Genomic DNA, 13,019 nt, shown 5'->3' on the forward strand with positions numbered 1-13,019 from the left:
TATAACATGTTATATCATTAAGAAAAACATAAATATTTTTCTTTGTTATTACAATGAAGTAAGAATAGGGAAATATCGACTATAAGCATAGAAATGAGGGTTCTGGAAATTCTTCTTTTGATAAACTAATTCATTGCCATCTAGATCAACAACATTTCCACCATTAGCTTTAATTAGTGCATGACCTGCTGCGATATCCCATTCCATAGTTGTCCCAAATTTGGGGTAAATATCGGCTTTCCCTTCTGCTATTAAACATAATTTAATAGAGCTTGGTATGCTAACTATTTCGGTAATTAAATGTTTTTCTAAAAATTTCTTAATCTCTGAATTGGAACAGCGTGAGCTAACAACAGCACTATAATGATTTCTAGGTAAGACGTCAAAACTTACTGCCACATCATTTTGTTCAACTCGCAAAATATTATTAACATCTGTATAATGTAATTTCTGTATGGATGGTTGATAGATAAAGCCAATAACAGGCATACCATTTTTTATCAAGGCAATATTTACTGTATATGTATCCTCACCTTTGACATAACTTTTTGTCCCATCAATCGGATCAATTAACCAAAATTGCTCTTTATTTAAAGCAACTGGCTCTCTCTCTTCACAAATTACAGGAATATTTGGTGTTAACTTTGTTAAACCATTATATATAAAATCACTAATTTCTTTATCAGCATTTGTTACAGGTGAATTATCATCTTTATAACAAACTATTAGCCCTAAATCTCTTGTCATTAGAGCAATTCTTCCAGCATCGGTAATTAAACTTTTTAACGACCTAATTAAATTAACCATCATTTGTTATTTTCTATAAATTGCTTAGCCTCATCATCTTCTAACCATTTTCCTGTTTTTAATAATACTTCTTGTTGCAACTTCACTATATTATCCTGTGGAGTACCCTTTAGTTTTGTAACAGCTAAATATTCTATTCCATAATAATCTAGGTCAACTGTCTTTAGAAAATTATCTATATGTTTTAATTCACTTCTTTTATTCTCAAAAATTATAATGTTATCAGGTAAAATATTTGTGATACGCATAAACTCATATAGTGCCTGAGCTTTATTTAAAGCATCAGTAAATATTATGCCTTTATAAAAAATTGGTGATTTTTTATCAGTCTCATCAAATTTTAATATTTCTTTATTATTAACTTTATTAGTAAATTTAATACCAAGCCTACTTAGTTGCTCATACTGCCATTCCTCATAATTTTCAATCCTTCTACATGCTGGGTTAATTTTAGTAAAGCCAAAAACCAAAGCCCCAGAACTCTTTAGCTTATCAATAAATTTCGACCAATTAGCTTCTACCAACATAACTTGTCTTTGTAGTAGCAACTTAGCAATTACTTCATCTATATTGGAACGATACTTTTTTAAAGCAACAAGCTCCTCGATAAACCCCCCATAAGGATTGGCATAACGAAACATATTAGACTTAGGCGTAACTATTGTATCATCAATATTGATTAGCACTAAGCTAGATCCATTAATTTTTTCAAATAAATTTTTTACCGTAACAGAATCTATAGAATAAGTGGGAATGATTATTGCATAACTCGTATATGGTAGCATAACAAGAATTAATAATAATTTTGACTTATGCAGGAGGTCTAACAATTTTAATAAAAGGTTATTTTTTATTGTCATATGGATTTATGTTTTTCTGATTCTTAATTTTAACATTGCTTCTTTTTGTAGCATTTATCTTATTAATCAACTCACTAAATAATTTTACAAAATCACGAGAGTTAAATATTGATTCTTTTGTATCAGATAATCGATAATTATAACCAATAAACATTACATTATCGTCATAATTTTTAAGTTGACTTTCCATCGAAATTAGCTCACTAGAATTTTCATCAACCATTATTAGAACTTTTGGCACGAACTTCACTTCTATTAAAAAGTTTAATATTAACCGAAATAGAGGACTATTATTGCTGCTCAATATACCTTGATAAAATGTCTGATAAGTATTATCGAAAGGCTCCATATTATTAAAAATAAGATAATTATGTTGAGGGAAACTATTAGATAAGTCAATATTGAATTTTTTTAAATAATCAGCCTTCCATATTTCTAGTTTCTTTATATTGTTAAAGTTACCAGTTAAACTACGGTCACTAACAATTACTGGACTGCCTTTATCCATTATACCTTTTATAAATTTAGGTAAATTACTATCTAATAACTCATTTTTATACTCTGTAAACAATATTGTATCAATATAAACTACCTTTGATGCTTTAACTGATTTAAATAATTCAGATAGTTTAGATAATTCATTTTTATTCAGTTGGTTAATTGGTGGAAAGAATGATTTGAATATAACTTTGTCTCTCCCTATAACCAACAGGATATCCTCAGGAGGATAATTATTGCATAATTCTTGATATTCATTATTTATTTGCTCTAAACTATTAGTCTTAACAATTTTACCATTTGCCATTAAGGGTAATAGTAGTAGTATGGAAGCAATATATTTATTGTATAATTTGATACTTTTCAAAGCAGAAGCGTATAGTTTTAATTTAGTTTCTTTAGTTAACATGGTATTTGCTCTTATTTTTAGTCATTGCAAAAGTAGAGTTTCAAAAGAGGTCTAATATCTTGCCATTATAAATTCAATATCAATATCCACTTTCACTATGTGTTCTCGCTAATAGACATTTAGGAACTAATAATGGTATCAAGAACACGTTCGGATTAGCTATAATTCTTTAGAATCATTAAATAATGTGGTACATCCTTAAAGTAGCCTGTAGATGGAGCAAAACTATCAACTATTTTGAAACCAGCTTTTTTATAGGCACTAATTGCTTTATGGTTTGATTCACTAGGATCAATTATCCAAGTGCTAACTTGTTTTGTTGTATTTATAAATCTTGCTAAGGTCATTGAGCTTAAACCCAATCCTAGAAAATTTTCTTGTCCTATCATAAAATCTATAGTCCAAGTGATTTCCTTAGGTTTAACCCAAGGTAGTAGATGTTCCGGTGTAGAGTCGTTTGCATCTGATGTCATTATTAACGCATAGGGTTGCATATCATAAAAGCCTAGCCAATAATCAAAAATATCTTTCGTACCTTGCAAGTAATTCTGTAGGTTTTCCAATAGATCGCTACTATTGTCCCAATAATGTTTAACATGTGGTTTATCAAACCAAGATTTTATTAATTTTCCATCCCGTGATTGAGCTAGGCAAAAACTTATCTTAGCATCATTTAGTTCTACATATTTACTCATATCAAACTATGTATTTATTGTTGGTGTTAATCATTTCTGACTCCATCTGAAGTATCAACGTCATTGCGAAAAGGCTTAAGCCAAAAAGCAATCCATTCCTGACCATTTTTTGGATTGCCGTGCCACCGCAAAGAGGCTCCTCGCAATAACTATTATCGATCATCTTTCTACTCATCACAAGGAAATAAATAAAAATTGTATGATATATGGATATTGCCTGCGATAACTAATTAATGAAAACTCTTAGGATCAATGTCTATTTTTAAGTGACAAAAAGAGGGGATTTTGATTAAACTTAACCATATTTGCAAGAATTTCTGTAGATTAAATTTCCTATCTACTATGATTAAGATACGATAGCGAAATTTTCCTGATAATTTAGACATTAATGCACTAGATGGTCCAAGTATTCGTGCTGAACTTTTTGGAGCAATGGCAACTAAATTCCTGGATATTTCAAACACTTTATGCTCGCTTTTTCCAGATAAAATTATCGATGCCATTTTGGTAAAAGGTGGCATATTTTCTGCTTGTCTTGTTTTAAGCTCATATTGCAAAAATTGATCTCCTCCATTTTTTATATAGCTAAATATAGCATTATCTGGATAATAACTTTGCATTAATACTACACCTTTTTTATCTTCTCTTCCTGCCCTACCTCCAACTTGATGAAGTAACTGATAGTTACGTTCACTTGATCGTAAATCCCCACTATTAACTGTTCCAAGATCAGCATCAATAACACCCACTAAGGTAAGATTGGGAAAATGATAACCTTTAGTAATCATCTGAGTACCAATTAAAATATCAATTTCTAAATTCTCCATTTTATATAGTAATTCTTGTATGTCTTTAGGTTTTTGAGAATAATCTTTACTAATTACAGCAATTTTACTATCAGGAAAAATACTCCTAGTTTCTTCTTCAATTCTCTCAATTCCAGGACCACAGATAGTTAAAGAATCTTTTTCTAAACAATCTGGACAAACAATATGAATCCTACTCTGATAACCACAATGGTGACATTCAAGTTTTTTACTAGATTTATGTACCACTAACCAAGCAGAACAATAATTACAAGTAAAACGATAACCACAAAGCTTACACAACATTAACGGAGCATAACCTCTACGATTTAGAAATAATAATACTTGCTCTTTGCTTGGCAGTTTTTCACGAATTGACTCTATTAACTTTGTAGATAAATAAGAATTTTTTGGTAAATTCTCCTTCTTCATATCTATTATTTGAATTTTTGGTAAAGTTGCATCTTGGTAACGACTTGACAATTCAATTAATTGATATTTATCTGTATTTACATTATAAATTGTTTCAATAGATGGAGTAGCTGAGCATAATACTACTTTTGTTGCAGATAGGCTTCCCCGCAATATTGCTACGTCACGAGCATTATATAATATACCATCATCTTGCTTATAAGAACTATCATGCTCTTCATCAATAATAATTAATCCAAGACTAGGGTACGGTAAGAATAAACTACTTCTAGCACCAATTATGACTTTAATTTCATTGTTCAGCAAACCTCTTAAAATCATCTTTTTCTGAGCTTTAGTAACTGCCGAATTCCATATTATTGGATTAAAGCCAAATCTTTCTATAAAACGATTTATAATTTGTTGACTTAAAGCAATTTCTGGTAACATTATCAATATTTGCTTACCTTGCCTCAAATATTTAGCTAATAAATGAAAATAAACTTCTGTTTTACCTGATCCGGTTACTCCCTTAATAATTGATGGTTTATCTGATTGACTTAATAGAGAAAGTGCCTTTTGTTGATCTATTGAGAGGGGTGGTAAAGTAAAATCTTTATTTAATTCTTGGTGTTTTATTTTTATAGGTTGCTCAGCAATATCAATTGGTAAAACCAACTTTGCAATTGAACCAAGCTCTACCATGTAATAATTAGCAGCCCACTTAATTAGCGATAATATCTCTTGATTAAGTTTAAATTCAAGTGGTACTTTCTGTTTAATAGATTTGATTTTGTTATATTTCTCTGAAACTTCAATATCTAACTGCCATACTATACCAGTTAATTCCTTATTTCTAAAAGGGACTATTACTAAATCCCCTATAGCTAATTCTAATTCATTTGGAATTGAATAATCCAATGGAAAAAGATTAGCCAATGGCAATAATATTTTAGCAATTTGCATTAAAATTCATTTTTATACTATTTTATCATATTAAGCTATATAGTCATTGGGGCTAGGAACAATACCTATAAGTAATAGACAAGCGACGAGTGGCAACGTCCCTAACTTCCCATTAATTGACTATACATTATTTTTTCAATGCACTAATAGGTAATTGCATAAAATTAATCAAATGGTTTAACAATAACCATAATAACCGCTATGATCATCAATAATGCCGGCACTTCATTGACCATACGATAAAATTTCTCGGAATGATTATTTTTTCCATCAACAAAATTCTTTCGCCATCTAGATAATAAACCGTGAAAAATAGTTATGCCTAAAACTGCTGTCATTTTTATATAAAACCATGTTCCTAAAGCTACTAACCCATATATATAACTATTGATTATACCTAAAGTATAGGTACTTATCATAGCAGGATTCATAATTATTCTGAGTAACTTACTTTCCATTAACTGAAATGTTTTATCAGATTCACTCCCTACCGCCACTCTAGAATGATATACATATAATCTTGGCAAGTATAATAAACCCACCATCCAAGAAATTGCCGATATAAGATGGAATGCTTTAAACCATAAATAATAACTAGCCATTAATATTATCTCCTGTTACTTAATTTTTAAATGAAATAATGGTATGAACCTACCCTATATACAGAATGAGAAGCATATGCTAATCTTCTAGGATAGGAAATGAATCCTAAACAACAATAAGGAGGCCCATATGGAAGTTACCACAATTGGTATAGATATTGCAAAAGAATTTTTCAAATTCACGGTGTAGATAAAAATGGTAAGACAATATTAAAGAAAAAATTAATGAGAGAGCAGGTTCTAACTTTTATGGCTAACTTACCAAAGTGTCTAGTAGGCATGGAAGCTTGCGGTGGAGCTAGCTATTGGGCAAGAGAATTAACAAAATTAGGTCATACTGTAAAACTAATAGCTCCACAATTTGTTAAGCCTTATGTTAAAACTAATAAAAATGATCAAGCAGATAGCGAAGCAATATGTGAGGCAGTAGCGAGACCTAATATGAGGTTTGTGCCTATCAAAACTGTAGAGCAACAAGATATTTTATTTATTCATAGGGTAAGGCAACGATTGGTAAAAATTTATTATTCCTCAAATTTAATGTTAAAAAAAGATTTAGTATCTCACCCTACGCATAACCCAGGGCAATTTAAAAATTCCGGGAAAGTACAAAACGCTATTAGCGAGACCACTACATGGTCGAAGCAATCCACATTCATTAGATTGCTTCGTCGCTACTAAAGTAGCTTCTCGCAATGACGCCAAGCTATTTTTTTATATGGCTTTTAAATGCCATGCGTAAGGTGAGTAAAGTAATTCTATATTTGGCTCTTTTTGGCTCAAAATATAATTAATTAGTTATCACAGACAGCCTTCTAGACCGCTTCTGTTTACAGTTTTATCCGTATCTGACGACGTCAAATATTGCGAGGGCATAATATCAAATATAATTAATATCGCAACTATTATTTTTATAAAAAATCTAATATCTCAAAACTACATAAGGTAATTATTTTCCCATCCTCAAGCTGAATTCTTATACCTCCATTTTCATCTATATCTTTAAAAATCCCTGAGATTTTTGTGTTTCCATCATTTACACTAACCATCTCGCCCAACTTATAAGCATTTCTAAGCCAATATTGTCTTATTTTACTAAATCCCTGTTCTTTCCATCTACTAAAATATTTTTCAAAATTAATCATCAAGATATCTAATAAATATTCTGGATATTTTACTTCTATATTCTCATCAGATAAATTGGTTGCCAGTTGCTCAATATTTAAAGGATTTTCCTTGATGTTAATGCCAACACTTATAATAAGATAATTATTGTTATTTATACTAATAGATTCAAGCAATATACCAGATACTTTTTTGTCGTTTATCAAAATATCATTGGGCCATTTTAATTTGATAGAATTCACTGAACTGGCTGTAAGAGAAGTAATAGTTTTATACACAACAATAGCCATAACAAAAGATAATTGCGGAAGATAACTAAGATTAATTTGATGCTTTAATAATATACTAACATGCAAATTTCCTAGATTAGAATGCCAAATTTTGTTATTTCTTCCACGCGATTTTGTTTGATTTTTTGCTAATATTACATAACTACCATCAGGACAGCTCTTAGCCATCCTAATAGCTTCGCAGCTAGTACTATCTATTGTATCAAAAACTAGTAGCTTATATTTTTTTTGCCAAGACATAACTCCTCATCAAATTACTTTATAAAAAGAGAAAAAATTAACAAAAATCCTATAATAAAACAATTTATAAACTTTAAGCTTTGATGGGTTGGTACTAAATCTAGCTGCAAACTTTTATTTGCCTCAAAAAAGTACATAGACCTAACTATTTTGAGGTAATAATAAGCTGCTATAATACTGGTACCAATAGCTATAAATGCTAGAGTAAATTGTTCCTCTACAATAGCCTGATAAAAAATGAAATATTTACCAAAAAATCCTGCCAGTGGGGGAATACCAATCATCGAGAACATGATAATGGTAATCCCAGCAGCCAAAGCCTTACGACTATTCGCCAGACCCTTAATATCATCAAAATTTGCCGTATCAGCTTTTCCCCCCAGCAGAGCAATTAAACAGGCAAAAAAGCCTAAAACGGAAGCAGCATAAATAAATATATATATTAATGCTGCATTATTACCTTGCTCACTATGCAAAGCAACTCCCAGCAAAACATAACCAATATTTAGAATAGTGCTGTATCCCATTAGCCTTTTGAGAGAGTTTTGTTTAATAGCCCCACCTGCCCCAATCAACATTGACAAAATTGCTGTTATTTTTATTAAATCAACTGAAATTTGTTTATAATCACCAACTACCATCGTCATTATATTTAATAACACCACTACATTGCCAAATTTTGTAGCAGCAGCAAAATAGGTAACTGAAGGAATTGGTGATCCTTCATATACATCTGGCGTCCAAGCATGCAAAGGAGCACTAGATAATTTAAAGAAAATACCACTTAAAAAAAGTACTAAGCCACTTACTAACCCAATATTTGGCTGCGGTGATTGATTTAATTTTTGTAGAATATTACTATAATCTAAACTACCACCAAATCCATAAATAAAGGATATCCCAAACAAGGTCAGACAACTAATCAAACTACCTAGAATAAAGTATTTTAACGCTCCTTCTGATGATTTAATATTATACAAACTAAAGCCAGCTAGTACATATGCTGCTAGTGCTTGCAATTCCATAGCCACAAATAATAGTAGGAAATTACGAGCCGATATAGTAATAAAAATACCAACGGTCGAAAGTAACACCAAGGTTATGAATTCTGGCTTAAATTTTTCATTATAGTCAATTGATGAGAAGTTGGGGACGTTGTTGTTTGTCGCTTGCCTATTACTTATAGGCGTCGTTCCATCGCTCCTAGCCCCAAATTCTCCTGAATTGACTATAGTGACTTTACAATAACCATAATAAATTATTATGGTCATTATTGAAAAAAGCAAAGCAAAGACTTTACAAACACCAGTAAAACTATTAATGGCAAAGGAATCATTAAAAGCTACCGCTCTACTCTGCACCAAAGTAATAGAAAATACAATCGATAATAATATTGTAATATTAGTGATGATTCTAGTTTTGTTACTAAAAAATACAGCCGATAGTTGACTAAACAAAGCCAGTAAGGTCAGCATTATCTCAGGCAAAATAATTATAAATTGTTCTAAAATTGGGTTTATCATATTTCAGGTTCTTAGATTAATATAGTTAATATATACTATAAGATTGCTAGCACTAAGTAGAATAATAAAAAAATATATTAATTTTACATAAATTATGTAATTTAATATTACTCCGTCATTGCGAGCCACCGTAGGTGGCGTGGCAATCCACTTCTAACCACTTTTCTGGATTGCTTCGTGACCTTACGGTCTCCTCGCAATGACGGTTTTTCAACTACTGTTTTCTTAAACTAACGCCTATGCACTCCTGCTACCCAATTCTCATCAATTGACTATAGCGGAGTAATGCTAAATATATTTATCAAGTACCATAGTCATAATTTTGTTAGCTATAGGAGCTGCCACCCTGCCTCCACCTCCGCCATGATCGACAAAGACCAGAATAGAGTAACGAGGTTGTTGATAGGGAGCGAACCCGGCAAATATAGCATGGTTACGCCTTTGCCAAACAACTGATTTACTGCTTAAATCATCATCTATATTAGCTTTTGCTTGCACTTGTGCGGTACCTGTTTTACCAGCTAATTGATGTCCTTCTGCTAAAATCCTACTATAATAGGAAGTTCCTCCTTCAGTATTAACTGCTTTATACATGCCTTCTTTTAAAATATCTAAGTATTTTTGATTGATGTTAACCTGATCAAATACCGATATATCTTTAGCAATTCTAGGATTATACAATTTCCCATTATTAGCAATTGCCGTTACAAACCTAGCTAACTGGATTGGAGTAGCTGATAAAAATCCCTGCCCTATCGATAAGTTAAGAGTATCACCAATTGTCCATTTAGAGTTAAATTTTTTCATTTTCCATTCTTCTGAAGGAAGGAAACCTGAGGCTTCTCCAATCAAATCAATACCAGTTTTTGTACCGAAACCAAAATTTCTTGCCATATCTAATATTTTTTTATGACCTGTTAAGCGAGCTATTTCATACATATAAGAGTTACAAGAATGCTTAATGGAATTATACATATCCACTGTGCCATGACCATGACGACTCCAGCACCGAAAGCTATTAGTACCTAATACCGAATCCCCAGTACAATTAACCGTTTTATCCGGTTTAATTCCACTCTCTAAACCAGCTAAAATTGTAATAATTTTGAAAATAGAACCAGGTGGATAAGTACTTTGTATGGTTTTATTAATTAACGGCTTATAAGGATCATTAATTAAACTTTGCCAATAATCTTGAGACAATTTTACAAAATTATTGGCTTCAAATACCGGCGACATAGCCAGCACTAAAACATTACCGTTATTTGTATCAATAACTATCGCCGAACAGCCTTGTTTAGTTAAATAAGGCTGCACTCTTTGTTGTAACTCTGCGTCAATATTTAGATGTAAGTCCTCTCCTTGTTGACTTGGAAGATTGGTAATTTCTCTGACTTGTTTGCCTAAAGCATTTACTTCTATCTGCTTATAACCAAATTTCCCACGTAACTTTTCTTCATAATATTTTTCTACACCAGATTTACCAATATTAAAATCCCCTAAATTATTGATTTCTAGCTCTTGTTTCTCTTGCTCATTAATCTGTCCAGTGTAACCTATTACATGACAAGCGGCTTCTGAAAAATGGTAAAATCTTACATAACCGACATCTACAAAAATAGAAGTTAAATTTAACTTTTGTTCCTCAATGAGTGACATTTGTTGCCAGCTAAGATTATCTAATATCAGTAAAGGAACACGTTTATTGGCTTTTTTTATTTTTTGATTAATGTAATTTTGTTTTTCTTCAGTTAGTTGCAAGATATTTGCTACTAGAATTAATTCCTGTTTGTAATTAGTAGCCTCATGCATATCCAGTAATAACCTAAAACAAGTTTGGTTGGTAGCTAGAACATTACCGTTAACATCATAAATTTGTCCCCTGAATGGCGGAACTAGAATAAAACTTATACGATTTTTATCAGATAAAGTACGATATTTATCACTTTCAAATAACTGCATGTAAAACATTTTTCCAGCCAATAATGAAAATAATGTTAGTTTTCCTGAACCTATCAGAAAAGACCGTCTTGATATTAACTGGTTATGTAATATTTTATTATTTAGCATATTTTTTTGATAGCGATTCCTATTATGTTTTTGTAGTACTAGATACCAAACGTCATTGCGAGACCATGTAATGGTCGAAGCAATCCATTTCTAATACTTTTCTGAATTGCTTTGTCTCTACTAAAGTAGCTCTGAGCCATGACGTTTGAGGGTTAAACCTCCTCTCCTTGACGTTTGGGGAACAATACCTTATCAAGAGGAATTCGTAGCAAATTATAGGAAAATATCGTAGTAAGATAGTGCATTAACATCGTAAGATACCCTTGGGAAGATAGACCTTTAGTTAAAATTAGCAAATATCTAAAATGTAATATAAAAAAATAATATAACCCAAAAATCAGGAAATTTGTTAAATAACTTCTAACTATAAAGAATTTTCCAGCAAATTGTAAAATTATGTGAGCAGTTACAAGAACCAAGGAATTTGTACCAATTGGCATAGAATATAATTGGTCAAAAATTATTCCTACTAAAAATATTAGCCAAAAACCAATATGATAAAATGTAGCAAAATAGTAAAGTAAACTAACTTCAAAAGCTGGAAAAATAACAGTTTCTGTGTTAATTCTAAAATTTTCTAGTGGAAAAATTACTAATAACAAACAACATTCTAATAATATTATTTTACTAACTATTTGTGATAATGTTTGTGGTAATTTGCTAAAGAATTTCATATTATTTTCAGTTCTTTAATTACTGATTCAATAATAGGCAGTACTAGGTCATACTTTCTTATGAGATCCAATACCAGTCTAGCAGATTCTAGCCCTTCCACTAAGTATAAATTTTGATTTAAAAAATTTCCAACATCTAAATGTTTACCAAGCTCATAACCAAATCTAGTATTTCGTGATTCTTTAGAATAACAAGTTAGTACCAAATCCCCTAATATACCTGGAGCATACAAAATAGAAGCATCTCCAAGCTCTCCATCAATAGCCTCAGATAAAATTCTTATTTCTTGAATTGCTTGAGTTATAAGCCCGGCTTTTGCATTTTGTCCGTAACCTTTTGCATCATACCAACCACTCTTTATTGCTATAATATTCTTAACAGCCGATGCCACTTGCATCACTACCATATAGTCAGTTATGGTCAACTTAAATTGTTGAGATGCCAAGCTAATTGCTAGTCGTTTGGCAAGATTAACATCTAAAGAAGCAATGGTTACTGAAGTTAATAAATCTTGAGCAACTTCTTTAGCGAGGTTAGGTCCAGCTATAAAGGCTAAAGGATTAGCTGGTAATATGGCTTTTACTTTATCAGATAATAACTCCGTAGGGTCTCTGCCAAATCCTTTAGTTGCAACTAATAACGCTACGCTTTCAGATATCCCAGCGTTTTTTAATATCTTCAAAGTTTCCTGAAAAACAAAAGATGGTACCGCAATAATTATTACTTCTTTGTCTAGTAAAGCTGACAAATTATCACAAGGAACTAGATTAGTTGGTAATGTAATATCAGAACCAAGATATTTACTATTAGTTCGATTCTTTAATATTTCCTCGATAATATTATTCTCACGTACCAATATCGACACATCCTCATAGCACCTTGCCACTTGACAGGCTAGTGCAGTTCCCCAGCTACCGCCACCATAGACAGCAATGCTTTTAAATTTTTTCATAGCAATTATTTATATAGTGAATTAACTTAAATTGGCAACGTTATAAATCCGATTAGTATTTAGCCTTAGCGTCATTGCACATAGGTGGCA

General features: G+C 31.4%; 10 protein-coding genes and 2 pseudogenes. 1 reads left to right on the plus strand and 11 read right to left on the minus strand.

Annotated features, from left to right (window positions below; all coding sequences use genetic code 11):
• Positions 1–48 precede the first annotated feature (48 nt).
• From ACQH6S_RS01830 to hemJ, 6 genes are all read right to left on the minus strand, one after another.
• A complete protein-coding gene (locus tag ACQH6S_RS01830; protein ID WP_425360823.1) occupies positions 49–810 on the minus strand; it encodes a 3'(2'),5'-bisphosphate nucleotidase CysQ family protein in 762 nt (253 codons plus the stop codon).
• Positions 807–1,667 carry a DUF2608 domain-containing protein gene (locus ACQH6S_RS01835; RefSeq protein ID WP_425364645.1) on the minus strand — a complete coding sequence of 287 codons (861 nt, stop codon included), beginning with the start codon at positions 1,665–1,667 and terminating at the stop codon, positions 807–809. Before ACQH6S_RS01835 ends, ACQH6S_RS01830 begins: the two co-directional genes overlap by 4 nt.
• Positions 1,651–2,574 (minus strand): DUF2608 domain-containing protein, encoded by a 924-nt coding sequence (locus ACQH6S_RS01840; protein ID WP_425360825.1) that lies wholly within the window; start codon positions 2,572–2,574, stop codon positions 1,651–1,653. The genes ACQH6S_RS01835 and ACQH6S_RS01840 overlap by 17 nt, the downstream gene beginning before the upstream one ends.
• Positions 2,575–2,729: 155 nt before the next feature.
• Positions 2,730–3,269, minus strand: coding sequence for a GNAT family N-acetyltransferase (locus ACQH6S_RS01845; RefSeq protein ID WP_341749327.1), 540 nt, complete (start codon positions 3,267–3,269; stop codon positions 2,730–2,732).
• A gap of 230 nt (positions 3,270–3,499) precedes the next feature.
• Positions 3,500–5,452 carry a primosomal protein N' gene (locus tag ACQH6S_RS01850; protein WP_425364646.1) on the minus strand — a complete coding sequence of 651 codons (1,953 nt, stop codon included), beginning with the start codon at positions 5,450–5,452 and terminating at the stop codon, positions 3,500–3,502.
• A gap of 164 nt (positions 5,453–5,616) precedes the next feature.
• The gene (gene hemJ, locus ACQH6S_RS01855) at positions 5,617–6,054 is read right to left on the minus strand and encodes a protoporphyrinogen oxidase HemJ (protein WP_375333589.1); all 438 of its coding nucleotides are present in this window, start codon (positions 6,052–6,054) and stop codon (positions 5,617–5,619) included.
• Positions 6,055–6,184: 130 nt separating this feature from the next.
• Between hemJ and ACQH6S_RS01860 the strand changes: the two are divergent.
• Positions 6,185–6,573: pseudogene (locus ACQH6S_RS01860) on the plus strand (IS110 family transposase); the annotation flags it as partial.
• Positions 6,574–6,965: 392 nt separating this feature from the next.
• On the opposite strand, the gene ACQH6S_RS01865 reads toward ACQH6S_RS01860, so the two are convergent.
• The 5 genes and pseudogenes from ACQH6S_RS01865 to ACQH6S_RS01885 form a co-directional block, all read right to left on the minus strand.
• Positions 6,966–7,709 (minus strand): biotin--[acetyl-CoA-carboxylase] ligase, encoded by a 744-nt coding sequence (locus ACQH6S_RS01865; RefSeq protein WP_425360827.1) that lies wholly within the window; start codon positions 7,707–7,709, stop codon positions 6,966–6,968.
• Positions 7,710–7,723: 14 nt separating this feature from the next.
• Positions 7,724–8,848 (minus strand): annotated as a pseudogene (locus ACQH6S_RS01870) (NADH-quinone oxidoreductase subunit N); the annotation flags it as partial.
• Between the two features lie 672 nt (positions 8,849–9,520).
• Entirely contained in the window at positions 9,521–11,302 is a 1,782-nt protein-coding gene (gene mrdA / locus ACQH6S_RS01875) for a penicillin-binding protein 2 (RefSeq protein ID WP_425360828.1), read from the minus strand.
• A 152-nt stretch (positions 11,303–11,454) separates the two neighbouring features.
• Positions 11,455–11,976 (minus strand): hypothetical protein, encoded by a 522-nt coding sequence (locus tag ACQH6S_RS01880; RefSeq protein ID WP_425360829.1) that lies wholly within the window; start codon positions 11,974–11,976, stop codon positions 11,455–11,457.
• Positions 11,973–12,929: an NAD(P)H-dependent glycerol-3-phosphate dehydrogenase gene (locus tag ACQH6S_RS01885; RefSeq protein WP_425360830.1), complete on the minus strand. Its 957-nt coding sequence runs from the start codon at positions 12,927–12,929 to the stop codon at positions 11,973–11,975. The genes ACQH6S_RS01880 and ACQH6S_RS01885 overlap by 4 nt, the downstream gene beginning before the upstream one ends.
• Positions 12,930–13,019: the final 90 nt, after the last annotated feature.

Origin of the sequence: Candidatus Tisiphia endosymbiont of Mystacides longicornis (genome assembly GCF_964031095.1) — a bacterium.
GTDB lineage: Bacteria > Pseudomonadota > Alphaproteobacteria > Rickettsiales > Rickettsiaceae > Tisiphia.